Raw genomic sequence first — 16,453 nt, 5'->3', positions numbered from 1 at the left:
GGGCCGCGAGGCGAGCCGACGCGGCGGGTGACGCCCCGTCGCCGGGGGTGTAGTCAGCCGCCGTCGCGGCGCCGCGGCGAGGGCTGGCCTCACAGGACCACGCGTCTCCCGGGCGGCGCCCGGCCTCGTCCCGAGCGGGCCGCGTCACCGCGCCGATCGATGCTTTCTGGAGGTCAGAGCCGTGCGGCGTGTCGGTGTCCCCACTCTTGCCCTGACGCTGAGTCTCGCGGGGACGGCCGCCGCCCAGGTGCCGGCCGCGCCGGCCTCGCCCCTCGACAACTACGCGTCGGCGGCGGCGACGACCATCATCGCCGAGCAGGCCTGCCCGGGCGTGCAGGTCCGGGCCGGGCAGCTGACGACGCTCCGCCTCGCGGCCCGGGTCAATGCCGGGCAGGAGGCGATGCTGGAGGAGAAGCTGCGGACCCGCGCCACGCAGGTGCGCCAGCAGCTCGCCGCCGACGGCCGCGAGACTTGGTGCGCGCAGGCGCTCGCCGCCTTCGGCCCGGAGGGCAGCGTCGCGAAGGGCATCCTGGCGACCGGCGCGCCGATCCGCTGAGACCGCCCGGCAGGCCGCCGCGGATTGACACGGCGGCGTCGCGCTCGTACTGACCCCGCATGGCGCGCGGCCTCAGCTGGGGTCCGCGCGTTTCGCGTTGTCCGGGCCGAACGCCCGCGCAATGACTTCAAACAAGAAGCCGGTCCAGGGGCAGCCGCCCCGGAGGCCGTTCGAGAACACGAGAGAACGATGTTCGCAGTCATCAAGACGGGCGGTAAGCAGTACCGCGTCGCCGCCAACGACACCATCACCATCGCCTCCCTGGCGGGCGAGGCCGGCGAGGCCGTGACCTTCGGCGAGGTCCTCCTGTTCGCCGACGGCGCGGGCGCGACCCAGGTCGGCGCCCCGACCCTGTCGGGCATCAGCGTCACGGGCGAGATCGTGCGCCACGGCCGCGACAAGAAGGTCATCGCCTTCAAGAAGCGCCGCCGGCAGAACTCCCGCCGCAAGCGCGGCCATCGCCAGGACCACACGGTCGTGCGCATCACCGGCATTTCGGCCTGACGCACGCCAGACGCTGGGCGCGTACGGTCCCCTGAGGGACCGATCCGCGACCGCATCCAAGCCACTCAGATTTCGGAGCTCATCCCATGGCACACAAGAAGGCTGGCGGTTCGTCCCGCAACGGTCGCGACTCGGAAGGCCGTCGCCTCGGCGTCAAGAAATTCGGCTCGGAGGCCGTGATTCCGGGCAACATCATCGTGCGTCAGCGCGGCACCAAATGGCATCCCGGCGCCAATGTCGGCATGGGCAAGGACCACACGATCTTCGCGCTGGTACCGGGCCATGTCCGCTTCGAGACGCGCCGCGGGCGCGCCTTCGTAGGTGTTACCCCGCTGGCCGAGGCCGCGGAATAAGAGGCGGGCGCCCTGAGTGGCGAAGCTGGCGTCCCGCCCGGTGTCCCACACCGGACCGGAGACGTCGTTGCCGAGCCCCTGACGGGCCAGGTCGGACGGAACACCGGGGAGGATGGGACGCCATCCTCCCCTTCGTCGTCTTGAGGCGGTGCCCCGGAGCCGGGAGCGCCGCCCTGCGAGGGCACGATGTTCCCCGATCTGACCCGTGATGACGTTTTCCGGATCGAGACGCGGCGGCTGTGGCTGCGCTGGCCGACCGCCAAGGATAGGGACGCGATCCTGAAGCTGGCCGGCGACCCGTCGGTCGCCGCGATGCTGGCGCGGGTGCCGCACCCGCTCCCGGCCCCGGCGGTGGACGCGTTCGTGCTGCAGGCACGCTCGCAGAACGCCGCCGGGTCGGCGCTCACGCTCGCCCTCGCGCCGCGGGCGGCGCCCGGCAGCCTCGTCGGTGTGATCAGCATCGAGGAGCGGGCCGACGGGCCGCCTGAACTCGGCTACTGGCTCGGGCAGCCCTACTGGGGCACCGGCCTGATGGCCGAGGCCGTGACGGCCCTGTGCCACGCCTTCTTCGCCTATACCGGCGGGACGGACCTCGCCGCGTCGGCCCGCACGGTCAACCCGGCGTCCCGGCGCGTGCTGGAGACCTGCGGCTTCGTGCAGGACGGCAGCGCGACCCGGCCGTTCCCGGCGCGCGGCGCGGATCTGCCGGTCGACCTCTTCAGCCTCGACCGGCGGCGCTGGGAGAATCCGCCGTCGGAGCCGGCGATGACGCAGGCCGCCTGAGGCGGCCCCGCGGCGCCGGGGCTGGCCGGCGGCCGTCGACAGGGTGATGGTGCGGGTCGCGAATCCGCGCCCGACAAAGGATTCAGGTCGTGAAGTTCCTCGACGAAGCCAAGGTCTATGTCCGCTCCGGTGACGGCGGTCCGGGCTGCGTCTCGTTCCGACGCGAGAAGTTCATCGAGTTCGGTGGACCGAACGGCGGCGACGGCGGCCGCGGCGGCGATGTCTGGGTGGAGTGCGTCGAGGGTCTCAACACCCTGATCGACTACCGCTACCAGCAGCACTTCAAGGCCAAGAAGGGCGAGCACGGCATGGGCTCGAACTGCCACGGCGCCAACGGCGCCGACACGGTCCTGAAGGTCCCGGCCGGCACGCAGATCTTCTCCGAGGACGGCGAGACGCTGCTCGCCGACCTCACCGAGGTCGGCCAGAGGATCCGCCTCGCGAAGGGCGGCAACGGCGGCTTCGGCAACGCCTACTTCACGACCTCCACGAACCGCGCCCCGAAGCACGCCAATCCCGGCCTGGAAGGCCAGGAGATGTGGATCTGGCTGCGGCTCAAGCTGATCGCCGATGCCGGCCTCGTCGGTCTCCCGAATGCCGGCAAGTCGACCTTCCTGGCCAGCGTCACCGCGGCGAAGCCGAAGATCGCCGACTACCCGTTCACGACCCTGCATCCCGGCCTCGGCGTGGTGCGCTCGGACGGGCGCGAGTTCGTGCTCGCCGACATCCCGGGCCTGATCGAGGGCGCCCACGAGGGCGTCGGCCTCGGCGACAAGTTCCTCGCCCACGTCGAGCGCTGCCGGGTGCTGCTGCACCTCGTGGACGGCACGAGCGAGCATGCCGGCAAGACCTACAAGCTGGTGCGCGGCGAGATCGAGGCCTACGGCAACGGCCTCGCGGAGAAGCCCGAGATCGTGGCGCTCTCGAAGGCCGACGCCCTCGACGCCGAAACGCTCAAGAGCCAGGTGGCCAAGCTGAAGCGCGCCGCCGGCCGCGCGCCGCTGGTCCTGTCCTCGGCGAGCCGGAAGGGCGTCCCCGAGGCGCTCCGGGCGATCCAGTCCGAGATCGACGCCAGCGCCGAGGCCAAACGGAAGCCCGTGGCCGCCTGGCAGCCGTAGCCCTAGCCCTAGCCCTAGCCCTCGAGCGGCTGTTCAAAGGGCGGGTCTCGGTCCACACCCGCCGCGAACGCGCGTCCCCGCGAGAATCATGATCCCTGCCCTCGAAGAATTCCGCCGCGTGGTCATCAAAGTCGGTTCGGCCCTGCTGGTCGACCGCAGCGCCGGCCGCCTGCGCCACGCCTGGCTCGCGGCGCTGGCCGAGGACATCGCGGAGCTGCACGGGCGGGGCGTCGACGTGCTGGTCGTGTCCTCCGGCAGCATCGCCCTCGGCCGGACGGTGCTGGGCCTGCCGCCCGGCGCCCTGCGCCTGGAGGAGAGCCAGGGCGCGGCCTCGGTGGGGCAGATCACGCTGGCCCGCCACTGGGCCGAGGCTCTGGGCCACCACGGGATCGTCGCCGGCCAGATCCTCGTGACGCCGCAGGACACCGAGGAGCGCCGCCGCTACCTCAACGCCCGCGCCACCGTGCTGAAGCTGCTGGAGATGCGCGCGGTCCCGGTCGTGAACGAGAACGACACGGTGGCGACCTCGGAGATCCGCTACGGCGACAACGACCGGCTCGCCGCCCGGGTCGCCACCATGATCGACGCCGACGTGCTGGTGCTGTTCTCGGACATCGACGGCCTCTACACCGCGCCGCCCAAGAGCGATCCGGACGCCCGCCACCTCGCGGTGGTCGAGCGCATCACCCCGGAGATCGAGGCGATGGCCGGCGGCCCGGCCTCCGAGCTGTCGCGGGGCGGCATGCGCACCAAGGTCGAGGCCGCCAAGATCGCGGCCTCGGGCGGCACGCACCTGGTCATCGCGGACGGGCGCGGGAAGAACCCGCTCAGGGCCGTGCGGGACGGCGCGCGCTGCACGTGGTTCCTCTCCGGCTCCACGCCCACGGCCGCCCGGAAGACCTGGATCGCCGGCTCCCTGGAGCCGCGCGGCACCCTGACGATCGACGCGGGCGCCGAGCAGGCGCTCCGGAGCGGGGCCAGCCTGCTCCCGGTGGGCGTGCGGGCGATCGAGGGCAGCTTCTCCCGCGGCGACGCCGTCATGATCCGCGATCCGGAAGGCCGGATCCTCGGCCGCGGCCTGGTGGCGTACGACAGCGCCGAGGCCGCGCTGATCATCGGTCATCCGAGCGCGCGCATTCCGGAACTGCTCAATTATCCCGGTCGTGCCTGGATGGTGCACCGCGATGACTTGGCACTGTTCTAGAAATCGCCGATACAAGCTAATCTATTTACAATTTTTCGTCTCGATTATCGCCACCCTTCCCGGTCCGGCACTCTTGTCGGGACGGCGCACGATGTGCAAATACGGCGCTTTCCCCCGCCCGGGCCGCGTGCGGCCGTCGACAATCGAGGACGCCAGCGTGCCCGTCCTGAATCTGAGATCGGACTTCGCCGACGCCGACGCCCTTCCGGAGCAGATGGCGGCGATCGGCCGCCGCGCCCGGGCGGCGGCGCGGCGCATGGCGCTGGCCTCGGCGCGGACCAAGGACGTGGCGCTCAAGCTGATCGCCGAGCGGATCCGCGCGAGCGCCGACGAGATCCTGGGCGAGAACGCCCGGGACGTGGCCGCCGCCCGGAGCGCGGGCCAGACCGCCGCGCTGATCGACCGGCTCACCCTCGACCCCGCGCGCCTCGCGGCGATCGCGGACGCCGTCGAGAAGGTCGGGTCGCTGGCCGACCCGGTCGGCCGCCAGCTCGCCGCGATCGAGCGGCCGAACGGCCTGCTGATCGAGCGCATCGCGGTGCCGCTCGGCGTCGTCGGCGTCATCTTCGAGGCGCGCCCCAACGTGACGGCGGATGCCGGCGCGCTCTGCCTCAAGGCCGGCAACGCGGCGATCCTCCGCGCCGGCTCGGACAGCCACCGCAGCGCCATGGCGATCGCGAAGGCGATGAGCCGCGGGCTCGCCGACGCGGGCCTGCCGGAGGACGCGATCCAGCTGGTGCCGACCCGCGACCGCGCCGCGGTCGGGCTGATGCTCGCCGGCCTCGACGGCTGCGTCGACGTGATCGTCCCGCGCGGCGGCCGCGGCCTCGTGGAGCGCGTCCAGGCCGAGGCGCGCGTGCCGGTCTTCGCCCATCTCGACGGCATCAACCACGTCTACGTCGCCGCCGCGGCCGACCTCGACATGGCCCGCGCCGTGCTGCTCAACAGCAAGATGCGCCGCACCAGCGTCTGCGGCGCCGCCGAGACCCTGCTGGTCGACCGCGCCTGCGCGGCGACGCACCTCGCGCCGCTGGTCCAGGCCCTGCTCGACGCCGGCTGCGCGGTCCGGGGCGATACCGCGACGCGCGCGGTCGATCCGCGCGTGACCGCCGCCTCCGAGGAGGACTGGCACACCGAGTACCTCGACGCGATCATCGCGGTGCGGGTGGTCGACGGGATCGAGGCCGCCATCGAGCACATCGAGACCTACGGATCGCACCACACCGACGCGATCGTCACCGAGAACGACGCCGAGGCGACCCGCTTCCTGGCCGAGGTCGACTCGGCGATCGTCACGCACAACGCCTCCACGCAGTTCGCCGACGGCGGCGAGTTCGGCTTCGGGGCCGAGATCGGCATCGCCACCGGGCGGATGCACGCGCGCGGACCGGTGGGCGTCGAGCAGCTGACCACCTTTAAGTACCGGGTCCACGGCACCGGCCAGATCCGCCCGTGATCCGAGTTGACGGTTCGGCGTGCGGCTGACCCTGCCGCCGAGCGCCCCCGGCATGCGGATCGGCCTCTACGGCGGATCCTTCAATCCCGCCCATCTGGGCCACCGGCACGTGACGCTCGCGGCCCTGCGTCGCCTCGGGCTCGATCGGGTCTGGTGGCTGGTGAGCCCGGGGAACCCGCTCAAGAGCCGGAGCGCCCTCCCCTCCGTCGCGGAGCGGTGCGCCCAGGCGCGCGAGATCGCCCGGCACCCGCGGATCGCCGTGACCGGGATCGAGGCGGCGCTCGGCGTCCGCTTCACGGTCCAGACGCTGCGGTTCCTCACGCGCCGGTGTCCGGGCGTTCACTTCGTCTGGATCATGGGGGCCGATTCTCTCGGCACCTTCCATCGCTGGAAGGGTTTCGCCGAGATCGCGCGCCTCGTGCCGATCGCCGTCATCGACCGGCCCGGCTTCACCATGACGCCGCTGAGCGCCCGGGCCGCCCGTCGCCTCGCCGACGCCCGGGTCCCCGAGGCGGCGGCACCGACGCTCGCGCTGCGGTCGCCGCCGGCCTGGATGTTCCTGCACGGCCCCCGCTCGACCCTGTCGTCCACGCAGATCCGCGCGCGCATGGGCGCGCGGATGCCCCGACCGCGGCCTGCGCGGTTGCAATCGGGGCGCGATACCGCCAATTTCACCTGATCCCGCAAGGCCCGACGTCGCCGTGCGGCAGAACGAGGAACCAGGACTCTGCCCGAGACCAGTCACACGGAGACGATCCGCACCCCCGTCCAGGCCCCGGTCGAAGCCGGTCAGGCGCGCTCGGACGACCTGAAGGCGCTCGCCCTCGAATGCCTCGACGACATGAAGGCCGAGGAGACGATCGCGATCGATCTGGCCGGCAAGACCTCGCTCGCCGACACGATGATCATCACGTCGGGTCGCTCGCAGCGGCATGTCGGTTCGATCGCCGACAAGATCATCCAAGAGATGAAGAACCGCGGCTACGGCAACGCCCGGGTCGAGGGCATGCCGGCCTGCGACTGGGTGCTGATCGACGCGGGCGACGTGCTGGTGCACATCTTCCGCCCCGAGGTCCGCGGCTTCTACAATCTCGAGAAGATGTGGGGCGCCGACCGCCCCGTCGGGATCGCGGCCGGCTAGGCCGGACAGGCATCCGTGCGCCTGATCCTGGCCGCGGTCGGACGGCTGAAGGCCGGGCCGGAGCGCGAACTCGCGTCACGATATCGCGACCGCGCCGCGCAGTTGGGACGCGGCCTCGGCTTCCCGTCCTGCGACACCGCCGAGATCCCGGAATCCCGGGCCCGTCGCGCGCCCGACCGGTGCGCCGAGGAGGCGGCGGCGCTCGCGACCCATCTGCCCGCCGGCGGTGTGCTCGTCGCCTACGACGAGCGCGGCCGGGCCGATCTCGGCAGCGAGGCCCTGGCCGAGCGCGTCGCCGGCTGGCGCGACGCGGCCCGGCCGGCCCTGGTCGTGGCGATCGGCGGGCCGGACGGGCTGGACGCCTCAATTCGGACGCGGGCCGAGTTGATCCTGTCGTTCGGGGCCGCCACCCTGCCCCACGGACTCGTTCGCGTGCTCGCCCTCGAACAACTCTATCGCAGCCTCACGATCCTCGCCGGACACCCGTACCATCGCGGTGAGGCGGGCTGAACGGCCGTGGGGATATCCGAGACCGAGGCGGAGTCGAAGCCTGTGCCGCGGCGCGCGCCCGCGGCACTCGCCCTGCTGGCCGCGCTGTCGGTCACCGTGGCCGCGCGCGCCGAGGCCCCGAAGCCCACGGATCCCGAGGCGATCCAGCGCGCCAACGAGGAGCGGGAGCGCCGGGCCGAGAACCTGAAGCGCGTGCAGGACGCCCTCGCCGCCAGCGCCGGACAGCGCGCGCAGTTCGAGTCCGAGATCGCCGCGATCGGGTCCGATCGCGCGAAATTCGACACCGCCCTCCTCGACGCGAACCGGCAGGCGCAGGCGACGGAAGATCGCCTGAGCCGCCTGGAGGAGCGCCTGAAGGCGATGAGCGAGAGCGAGGCCGCGATCCGGCACTCGCTGCAGGGCCGGCGCGGCATCGTCGCCGAGATCCTGGCGGCGCTCCAGCGCATGGGCCGTCGGCCGCCACCGGCCGTGCTGGTGAGTCCAGAGGACGTGCTGGCCGCGATCCGGACCTCGATGCTGCTCGGCGCGGTGGTGCCGGAGCTGCGCGGCGAGGTCGACACGCTCGCGGCCGATCTCGCGGAAATGATCAGGCTGCGCGGTTTGATCGCGCAGGACAAGGAAGGCCTCTCGAACGATCTCGCCGGCTGGGCGCGGGAGCAGCAGCGCCTGCAGGCGCTCGTCGCCGCCCGGCGCGCACGGCAGTCGGAGGTGGAGAGCGGCCTCACGGCCGAACGACGCCGCGCCACCGAGCTCGGTGCGCAGGCCAAGAACTTGAAGGACCTGCTCGACCGCACGGAGGCGGAGGTCGCGGCGGCGAGGCGCTCCGCCGAGGAGGCGAAGGCCGCCGCGGAGCGCGAGGTGCGCATCACCCAGGAGCGGTTCGCCGCGGCCGGCTTCCGCGATCCCGCGCGGCTGGCACCCAAGGTGCACTTCGCCGAGGCACGGGGCGAAGTGCCGCGGCCGGTGAGTGGTCGCGTCGCACGGGGCTTCAATCAGCCCGATGGCAATGGGGGAACGACGCGCGGCGTGTCGTTCACGACCCGCCCGAAGGCCTCGGTCTCCTCCCCGGCCGACGGATGGGTGCAGTTCGCCGGGCCGTTTCGGTCCTATGGCCAACTCTTGATCATCAACGCGGGCGACGGCTACTATCTTCTGCTCGCGGGAATGGACCAGATCAGCGTCGAGGTCGGTCAGTTCGTGCTCGCGGGCGAACCGGTCGGCAGCATGGGCGACAAGGGTGCGGGTCCCGGCGGGTCCGAGGGTGATCCCACGCTCTACGTCGAGTTCAAGAAGGACGGCGGCTCCATCGATCCGGAGCCGTGGTGGGCGAAGAGCCCGAGTAATACGGTACTTGGCGAGAAGGTTCGCGGCTGATGCGCAAGACTTCCCTGATCATGCTCGGCGCCTTCCTCGGTGCCGGAACGTCCATGGTGGCGACCCAGACCGACTTCCTGTCGGGTCCGCGGGCCGTGGCCGCCTCGGCCGAGACCTACCGCCAGCTCAGCCTGTTCGGCGACGTCTTCGAGAAGGTCCGCACCGACTACGTCGAGAAGCCGGACGAGTCGAAGATGATCGAGGCGGCCGTCAACGGCATGCTGACGTCGCTCGATCCGCACTCGAGCTACATGGACGCCAAGGCGTTCCGCGACATGCAGACCACCACCCGCGGCGAGTTCGGCGGGCTCGGCATCGAGGTCACGATGGAGGACGGCCTGATCAAGGTCGTCACGCCGATCGACGACACCCCCGCGGCGAAGGCGGGCCTGCTCGCGAACGACATTATCACGCAGATCGACGACGACCAGGTCCAGGGCCTCACCCTGAACCAGGCGGTCGACAAGATGCGCGGCCCGGTGAACTCGAGCGTCAAGCTCAAGATCAGCCGCAAGGAGTCGAAGGATCCGATCGACGTCACGCTCACCCGCGACGTGATCAAGATCAAGCCGGTGCGCTCGAAGATCGAGGGCGGCGACGTCGCCTACATCCGCCTGACCCAGTTCAACGAGCAGACCTTCGACGGGATGCGGGCCGCGATCGACAAGCTCACGGGCGAGATCGGTGCCGACAAGATCAAGGGCTACATCGTCGACCTGCGCAACAACCCGGGCGGCCTGCTCGACCAGGCCGTGATGGTCTCCGACGCGTTCCTCGATCGCGGCGAGATCGTCTCCACCCGCGGCCGCAACCCGGACGAGACCCAGCGCTTCTCCGCCAAATCCGGCGATCTGACCAAGGGCAAGCCCATCGTGGTGCTGGTCAACGGCGGCTCCGCCTCGGCCTCCGAGATCGTGGCCGGCGCCCTTCAGGATCACAAGCGCGCGACCATCATGGGCACGCGCTCGTTCGGCAAGGGCTCGGTCCAGTCGATCATCCCGCTCGGCGGCTCCGGCGCCCTCCGGCTCACCACGGCGCGCTACTACACGCCGTCGGGCCGCTCGATCCAGGCGAAGGGCATCGAGCCGGACGTCGAGGTCACGCAGGACGTGCCGGACGAGCTGAAGGGCAAGGACGAGACCAAGGGTGAGGCCGGGCTGAAGGGCCACCTGAAGCAGAAGGACACCGACGAGCGCGGCGGATCCTCCGCCTACGTCCCGCCGGATCCGGCCAAGGACAAGCAGCTGATCTCGGCCGTCGACTTCCTCCACGGCATCCAGAAGGGCGCCGCCAACGGAACGCCCGCGCCGCAGCAGCAGAAGCCGAGCCTGCCGAACTGATCGCGCGGTACCCCGCGGCGCTATGACCCGATCCCGTCCGGCCCCGCGCCGGGCGGGATTTCCCGTTCTGGGACCGGACGTTAGCGGAACGTTAACCATACCCGGCCGCAATGGATGCGAGGGTTGGGACCGCGCCGACCGGCGCAGGAACCGCGATCCCGTATCGAGAGCCGCTTGACCGAGTCCACCGACGATATCCTCACGCGCCCCCTCGGGGTGCCGGAGGCGGCGCCGGCGCAGCCCGCGGGCCGGATCGGACGCCTCATCGCGGCTGGTCGCCGGCCCCGGATCGCGGCCGCGGCGCTCGTGACCAGCTTCGTGGCGGCGGCCGGCCTGGTGCTCGCCCTGGGCGATCCCCGCGGCGGTGAGCCCCGCGTCCAAGTGGCGATCACGATGCGCGAACCCGCGGCCCGACCGGCCGCGCAGGCCCCGGCCGCCCAGCAGCCCCAGGTCATCACGTCGGCGCCGGGAACGACGCCGCTCCAGCGCAGCGCCGAGGAGGTCGAGACCGCCTCCGGCGTCACGGTCGTGCGCCCGCCCGGCAGCGGGCCGAGCGAGGCGGTGGTGATCCGTGTGCCGCCGCCGAGCGCTCCCCGACTCGCCCCGGCCCCGGATCCGCGGATCAGCGAATCCGGACGCCACGGCCTCATGCCGAAGCTGGGCGAGGGCCGCGTCCGCGCCCTCGACGTCTACGCCCGTTCCGAGGAGGCCGGCACCGGGCCGCGCATCGCGATCGTGGTGACCGGTCTCGGTGTCGGCCAGGCCGCCACCGCCGGCGCCACCGCGCGCCTGCCCGCCGCCGTGAGCCTCGCCTTCCTGCCTTACGGCGGCGAGGTCGAGCGCGCCGCCGCGCGCGCCAGGGACGCGGGCCACGAGGTCTTCCTGCAACTCCCGATGGAGCCCTTCGACTATCCCGACAGCGACCCGGGCCCGCAGACGCTGCTGACCGCGCTGAAGGGGCTGGAGAACGCCGACCGGCTCGCCTGGGCGATGGCGCGCTTCCCGGGCTACGTCGGCGTGGTGAACTTCATGGGCTCCAAGCTCATGGCCGACGCGGCCTTCGAGCCGATCCTGCGCGAGATCGGCGCCCGCGGCCTGGGGTTCGTCGACGACGGCACGGCTCCGAAGCCCGCGGTCGCGGCCGCCAACAAGGGCAAGACGCCGGTCGCCCGCGCCGAGATCGTCCTCGACGCCGCGCCGCGCGCCGACGCGATCGACGCCGCGCTCGCTCAGGCCGAGGCCCGGGCCCGCGCCAACGGCTTCGCCCTGGTCTCGGCGACCGGAACGCCGCTCAGCGTCGATCGCATCGCGCGCTGGGCGAAGGAGATCGAGTCCCGCGGGCTGCGCCTCGTGCCGGCGAGCGTGGCGCTGCGCGGCGCCCGCGACAAGCGGGTCTCCACGGCTGATTGAGCGCGAGCGTGTCTGAAGTCAGCGCAAGTAGATCCGGCACCGTCCGGGTCGGTGAAGACTTGGTCGACGTTGCCGCCTCGCCCACCCCTGACCTATGGTCGCCGCGATGGTAACGGATTCGGACCCGGGCACGGCCCTGCCCTACCGCCCCTGCGTGGGGATCGCCCTGATCGCGCCGTCCGGCGGCGTCTTCGTCGGGCGTCGCAGCAAGGAGGCCGGTCCCGAGCACGTCGCCGGTCCGCACATGTGGCAGATGCCGCAGGGCGGCATCGATCCCGGCGAGGACGCGGAGGCCGCCGCCCGCCGCGAGCTCTACGAGGAGACCAACGTTCCGCCCGAGGCCGTGAAGCTCCTCGCCGAGATCCCGGACTGGCTGCCCTACGACCTGCCGCCGGCGGTGATGAAGCAGGCCTGGAAGGGCCGCTACCGCGGCCAGACGCAGAAATGGTTCGCCTACGGCTTCGTCGGCAGCGAGGACCTGATCGACGTGCTCCGGCCCGGCGGCGGCGCCCACAAGGCGGAGTTCGACGCCTGGCGCTGGGCGCGGTTCTCCGAGCTTCCGGACCTGATCGTGCCCTTCAAGCGACCGGTCTACGAGCGCGTCGTCGCGGCCTTTTCCGGCCTCGACCGTTGGGCGGCGCGGTCATGACCGCGCGGACGGGGCGCTGAGGCCGTGCGCTGGCTCGCGGTCCCGGTCGCCCTCGCCCTCGCGTGGCTCGCCTTCACGATGAGCCCGCTCTGGTCGCTCTACGACCTCGCGCAGGCCGTGCGCCGGCACGACGCCGCCTACGTCGAGAGCCACGTGAACTTCCGGACGCTGCGCCTGTCGCTGGTCCGGCAGATCACCGCCGCGATGCGCGCGGCCTCCGAGACCGATCCCGACCTGGAGCCCCGCGACCGCCAGCGCCTCAACGACGCCGCCTACGGTCTCGCCCTGGCGCTCGCCGAGACGATGGTTACGCCGGAGACCGTGATGGATCTGCTGGCCAACGGCTGGCCCGACAAGCTCGACGTCGAGCGGCCGGCCGGTACCCGGCCGGAGGGTCTAGTCATCCGCAGCGTCGGGCGGCTGATGCCGTACTACGCGGCCCTCGAGATGCGCGGCTTCCGCGCGGTCGTGATCCCGATCCCGCCGGAGGGGTCCCGCGCCGAGCGGACGCGGATCCGGCTGCGGCTGCGCGGCCTGAGCTGGCGCCTCGTGGATATCGAGATGGCCGACACGCTGCGCGCGCAGATCGCCGCCAAGCTCAGCCGCGCCCTGGCGCGCGCCAAGATCGGGGCCAGCGCCGGCGAGGAGCGCTGACCGGCGCGGCGCCGGCCGCTACTTCGCTCTCGGGGCGCCCGCCGCGTCCTTGGGCTGGCGCGCCTCGATCAGGTCCTCGGCCTTCTCCTCGTCGGTGTCGCCGCTCTGCTCGATCGTCTTGCTCGGATTGGCGAGCAGGGAGCGCACGATCCCGAGAAGGACCTCGCACTCGCCGGGAAACTTGTAGCTCTCGAGGACGATCGCGGCGTCGCGCAGGGTCCGCAGGTCGCGCACCAGCTGGGCGTTGGCGTCCTCGCGGAGCTCGCTCTTCCTGGCGATCGCCTCCTCGATCTGCGCGCCCTTCACGTCGCAGGCGGCCCGGGCCGGCGATGCAGCGACCGCGGCGGCGAGCGCGAGGCCGATTGCGGGAAGAGAGCGCCACATGGCGGGTATCCTCGAAGGTCCGTTTCAGAGGGTGTGAACGAGCGCGGTGCGCAGGACGTCCTGCGTCAGCGCCACGAGTTGGCTCGGACGGTAGGGCTTCGGCACGAAGACCGAGCCCGGAACCGCCTCGCAGGCCGCCAGGGAAGCCCGGCCCCCGGAGGTGTAGACCACCGGGAGATCGGGCGAGAGCCGGCGGGCGCACCGGGCGAGCGAAAGGCCGTCCGTGTTGCGGGCCAGATCGATATCGGTGAAGAGCAGGTCGACGCTCTCCCGGGCCAGAATCGCCTCGGCCTCCCAGGCATCCGCGGCGGTGAGCACCCGGTACCCCTCGTCGAGGAGTGCCTCGGCGGCCAGTTCGCACACGGTCGGCTCATCCTCGACAACCAGGATCGTGGCGACGCCCCGGTCCGGGACGGGCAGGGTCGGGCAGACGAAAGCGGCGGCGAACGGAACCATGACGCAACTCCCACTCACCCGGCGGGGGCACGGTGTCCCCGAGCCGGATCGATGGGGCAACGACCCCTTCCGACGCGGCGTTCACCGTGTTTGCATCGAATTGCCCGGGTTTGGTGAGCGGCGCGTTAACCGCGGCCCGGCGTCCGTGAACGAAGGCGTCCGAATGGTTAACAGAGCGTTACCGGCCCGCGACCCGGAGGCCGAAGGGTGAACCGCCGCTGGCAGTTGGGCGTCGGCCTGCTCCTCACGGGAATGGCCGGCTACGTCGACGCCCTCGGCTTCGTGCGGCTGGGCGGCCTCTACACATCCTTCATGAGCGGCAACACCACGCAGCTCGCCGTTCTCGGCGCCCAGGTCGAGCTGCACCGCATGGTCCTTCCCGCGATCCTGATCGTCGCGTTCCTGACGGGATCGGTCCTCGGGAGCGGGCTGGCGATCCTCGTGCCGCCGCGGTGGGCGACGCCGGCGGTCCTCGCCTACGAATCTCTCCTGATCCTCGCCGGTCTGGGGCTCGGCCTCCAATCGCCCGAACTCGGCCTCGCGGCCTTCTTCGTCGCGGTGGCGATGGGATCGCAGAACGCGGTCCTGGCGCAGGTGACGGGCTTTCGGGCCGGCACGACCTTCGTCACCGGCGCGCTGTTCAGCCTCGGCCAGAAGATCGCGCAGGCCCTGACCCGTACCGGCGATCCGCTCGGCTGGCTCGGCGACGCCTCCGTCTGGCTCTCGCTGCTGTTCGGCGCCTACCTGGGCGCGCACGCCTATCAGCAATTCGGCCTCTACGCGCTGATCGCCCCCGCGGCGATCTCGGGCGGGCTGGCGTTGATTACCGCGTTCCTGGTCTTGCGCACCGCGCCGGCGGCCGCAAAGGTCCCCTCGACATGAGCAGCCCCGTCAGCAACCCGTCCCTCACCAGTCACGTCGCCGCGCTGGAGCCCGGCGAGCACGTGCTCGCCGCGCACTTCCTCAAAGATGTGCCGGCCCTGGCGCTCAGCGACGGCACGGTCGCGCTGGTGCGGGAGGACGGGATCTCCCGCGTCGCCGCGCATCCCGACAGCGGGATCCTCGTCGCGGCCGGCGGCGTCGACCGCCTGCTCACGGGGGGCGACGACGGCCGCGTGGTGGCGGTCCGCGCCGACGGGACGACCGAGGAGCTCGGCCTGGCCAAGGGCGGCGCCTGGATCGACGCGCTGGCCGCCCATCCCGACGGCGCCGTGGCGTGGTCGGCCGGCCGCACCGTCGTGGCCCGTGACGCCAAGGGCCGCGAGAACACCTTCGAGGCACCGTCCTCCGCCCGCGGCCTCGTCTTCGCGCCCAAGGGCTACCGGCTCGGCGTCGCCCACTACAACGGCGTGAGCCTCTGGTACCCCAATCTGGAGACGCCCGCCGAGGTGATCACCTGGAAGGGCTCGCATATCGACGTGACGTGGTCGCCGGACGGGCGCTTCGTGGTGTCGACCATGCAGGAGAACAGCCTGCACGGCTGGCGCCTGCAGCCGGACCGCGGCCACATGCGGATGTCGGGCTACCCCGGCAAGGTCCGCTCGATGTCGTGGTCGTTCGACGGGAACTGGCTCGGCACCAGCGGCGCCGAGGCGGCGATCGTGTGGCCCTTCGACTCGAAGGAGGGTCCGACCGGCAAGGCCCCGCGGGAATGCGGCGTCCGACCGGCCCGCGTCTCCCGCGTGGCGTTCCACCCGAAGGCGCCGGTGCTGGCCATGGGCTACGAGGACGGCTGCATCCTGCTCGTCCGCTTCACCGACGCGGCCGAGCTGTTGGTCCGCCCCGCCGTCCAGGGAAGCGGCGTGACGGCGCTTGGGTGGGACGCGCGCGGGAGCCGCCTGCTGTTCGGCTGCGCCGACGGCAAGGCCGGCCTCCTCACGCTGCCGGCCTGAGCCTCCAGAGCCGGTCGTCGTCCGCCGTCGGCTGGAACCGCGGCCGCGCGCGTGCTCTTTGTCGGGGGTCGATTCCCCGCCGGAGGCCAGACATGTTTCGCGTGTTCCGCACCTTCGGCCTCGCCCTCGGCCTGCTCGGAGGCGTGGTCGCCGCGCAGGCCCCGGAGTTCGCGCAGCAATACGCGCAGCGCCTCGGGGGCGCCGCCGACGAGCTCCGTCGGCAGGTGGCGGTCCTCGAATCCGACGCGCAGGCCTCCGGCACGACGCGCGAGGGCGCCGTCGACCGGCTGCGCGCCAACCCGGACCAGCTGGTTTCCCGCCGCGGTGAGGCCGCTCAGGCCGACATCGCCCGCCTCGCCCGCCTGAGCGCTCAGCAGCAGGCCCTCACCGCGGCGACGAGCCCCTTGGGGCGAGTGGTGGCGATGCTGCGCGATCCCGACCTGCCGGTCGCCGAGGCCGCCTATCGCGAGTTCCGCCCGGCCGTACCCACGAGCGCCGACGGCCTCGCCGCGGGTCTGATCGGGTTCTTCGTCGCGTGGGGCGGCTGGCGCGTCGCCTCGGATGTCGGCCGGCGGGCGGTCCGCCGGCGGCCGCGAGAGACCGCGACCGCGGCGTGAGCGCGGTTCGCGCGGGCGAGACTGTGGCGCAACGTCTACAGCGGCTTGCGCG

Annotated in this window: 20 protein-coding genes; 18 read left to right on the top strand and 2 right to left on the bottom strand. The window is 72.2% G+C overall.

The window, feature by feature from the left end:
* Nucleotides 1-181: 181 nt before the first annotated feature.
* The 15 genes from LOK46_RS00540 (at nt 182) to LOK46_RS00470 (ending at nt 13,052) form a co-directional block, all read left to right on the top strand.
* Nucleotides 182-556 carry a hypothetical protein gene (locus LOK46_RS00540; RefSeq protein WP_273561987.1) on the top strand — a complete coding sequence of 125 codons (375 nt, stop codon included), beginning with the start codon at nt 182-184 and terminating at the stop codon, nt 554-556.
* 189 nt (nt 557-745) lie between these two features.
* The gene (gene rplU / locus LOK46_RS00535) at nt 746-1,060 is read left to right on the top strand and encodes a 50S ribosomal protein L21 (protein WP_010683509.1); all 315 of its coding nucleotides are present in this window, start codon (nt 746-748) and stop codon (nt 1,058-1,060) included.
* Between the two features lie 86 nt (nt 1,061-1,146).
* Nucleotides 1,147-1,413: a 50S ribosomal protein L27 gene (gene rpmA, locus LOK46_RS00530; protein ID WP_012317134.1), complete on the top strand. Its 267-nt coding sequence runs from the start codon at nt 1,147-1,149 to the stop codon at nt 1,411-1,413.
* A 186-nt stretch (nt 1,414-1,599) separates the two neighbouring features.
* The gene (locus tag LOK46_RS00525; protein WP_273561986.1) at nt 1,600-2,196 is read left to right on the top strand and encodes a GNAT family N-acetyltransferase; all 597 of its coding nucleotides are present in this window, start codon (nt 1,600-1,602) and stop codon (nt 2,194-2,196) included.
* Between the two features lie 89 nt (nt 2,197-2,285).
* A complete protein-coding gene (gene obgE, locus LOK46_RS00520; RefSeq protein WP_273561985.1) occupies nt 2,286-3,314 on the top strand; it encodes a GTPase ObgE in 1,029 nt (342 codons plus the stop codon).
* An 88-nt stretch (nt 3,315-3,402) separates the two neighbouring features.
* A complete protein-coding gene (gene proB, locus LOK46_RS00515) occupies nt 3,403-4,518 on the top strand; it encodes a glutamate 5-kinase (RefSeq protein ID WP_273561984.1) in 1,116 nt (371 codons plus the stop codon).
* Between the two features lie 157 nt (nt 4,519-4,675).
* Complete coding sequence (locus LOK46_RS00510; protein WP_273561983.1) at nt 4,676-5,974, top strand: glutamate-5-semialdehyde dehydrogenase; 1,299 nt, start codon at nt 4,676-4,678, stop codon at nt 5,972-5,974.
* Between the two features lie 52 nt (nt 5,975-6,026).
* Complete coding sequence (locus LOK46_RS00505; RefSeq protein ID WP_273564723.1) at nt 6,027-6,653, top strand: nicotinate-nucleotide adenylyltransferase; 627 nt, start codon at nt 6,027-6,029, stop codon at nt 6,651-6,653.
* Between the two features lie 162 nt (nt 6,654-6,815).
* A complete protein-coding gene (rsfS, locus tag LOK46_RS00500) occupies nt 6,816-7,115 on the top strand; it encodes a ribosome silencing factor (protein WP_020091478.1) in 300 nt (99 codons plus the stop codon).
* A 15-nt stretch (nt 7,116-7,130) separates the two neighbouring features.
* Entirely contained in the window at nt 7,131-7,625 is a 495-nt protein-coding gene (gene rlmH, locus LOK46_RS00495) for a 23S rRNA (pseudouridine(1915)-N(3))-methyltransferase RlmH (RefSeq protein ID WP_273561982.1), read from the top strand.
* 12 nt (nt 7,626-7,637) lie between these two features.
* Entirely contained in the window at nt 7,638-8,999 is a 1,362-nt protein-coding gene (locus LOK46_RS00490; RefSeq protein WP_443192916.1) for a murein hydrolase activator EnvC family protein, read from the top strand.
* The gene (locus LOK46_RS00485; protein WP_273561981.1) at nt 8,999-10,339 is read left to right on the top strand and encodes a S41 family peptidase; all 1,341 of its coding nucleotides are present in this window, start codon (nt 8,999-9,001) and stop codon (nt 10,337-10,339) included. The genes LOK46_RS00490 and LOK46_RS00485 overlap by 1 nt, the downstream gene beginning before the upstream one ends.
* 174 nt (nt 10,340-10,513) lie before the next feature.
* On the top strand, nt 10,514-11,749 hold the full coding sequence (locus LOK46_RS00480) for a divergent polysaccharide deacetylase family protein (protein ID WP_273561980.1): 1,236 nt from the start codon (nt 10,514-10,516) through the stop codon (nt 11,747-11,749).
* A gap of 94 nt (nt 11,750-11,843) precedes the next feature.
* Nucleotides 11,844-12,398 (top strand): RNA pyrophosphohydrolase, encoded by a 555-nt coding sequence (locus LOK46_RS00475; protein WP_273561979.1) that lies wholly within the window; start codon nt 11,844-11,846, stop codon nt 12,396-12,398.
* A 24-nt stretch (nt 12,399-12,422) separates the two neighbouring features.
* Nucleotides 12,423-13,052 (top strand): DUF2939 domain-containing protein, encoded by a 630-nt coding sequence (locus tag LOK46_RS00470; RefSeq protein ID WP_273561978.1) that lies wholly within the window; start codon nt 12,423-12,425, stop codon nt 13,050-13,052.
* A gap of 18 nt (nt 13,053-13,070) precedes the next feature.
* Here the strand turns inward: LOK46_RS00470 and LOK46_RS00465 are convergent, their stop codons facing one another.
* Both LOK46_RS00465 and LOK46_RS00460 read right to left on the bottom strand, forming a co-directional pair.
* Nucleotides 13,071-13,436, bottom strand: a complete 366-nt coding sequence (locus tag LOK46_RS00465; RefSeq protein ID WP_273561977.1) for a photosystem reaction center subunit H — start codon at nt 13,434-13,436, stop codon at nt 13,071-13,073.
* A gap of 24 nt (nt 13,437-13,460) precedes the next feature.
* The gene (locus LOK46_RS00460; protein ID WP_273561976.1) at nt 13,461-13,892 is read right to left on the bottom strand and encodes a response regulator; all 432 of its coding nucleotides are present in this window, start codon (nt 13,890-13,892) and stop codon (nt 13,461-13,463) included.
* 207 nt (nt 13,893-14,099) lie between these two features.
* On the opposite strand from LOK46_RS00460, the gene LOK46_RS00455 reads away from it, so the two are divergent.
* The 3 genes from LOK46_RS00455 to LOK46_RS00445 all read left to right on the top strand — a co-directional run bounded on the left by LOK46_RS00455 (nt 14,100) and on the right by LOK46_RS00445 (nt 16,401).
* Complete coding sequence (locus tag LOK46_RS00455; protein ID WP_273561975.1) at nt 14,100-14,774, top strand: YoaK family protein; 675 nt, start codon at nt 14,100-14,102, stop codon at nt 14,772-14,774.
* Entirely contained in the window at nt 14,771-15,784 is a 1,014-nt protein-coding gene (locus tag LOK46_RS00450) for a WD40 repeat domain-containing protein (protein ID WP_273561974.1), read from the top strand. Before LOK46_RS00455 ends, LOK46_RS00450 begins: the two co-directional genes overlap by 4 nt.
* Before the next feature lie 92 nt (nt 15,785-15,876).
* Entirely contained in the window at nt 15,877-16,401 is a 525-nt protein-coding gene (locus tag LOK46_RS00445; RefSeq protein WP_273561973.1) for a DUF2937 family protein, read from the top strand.
* Nucleotides 16,402-16,453 lie beyond the last annotated feature (52 nt).

Origin of the sequence: Methylobacterium sp. NMS14P (assembly GCF_028583545.1) — a bacterium.
In the GTDB taxonomy this organism is placed as follows: Bacteria; Pseudomonadota; Alphaproteobacteria; order Rhizobiales; family Beijerinckiaceae; genus Methylobacterium.
This window is presented reverse-complemented; position numbering and strand designations above follow the sequence as displayed.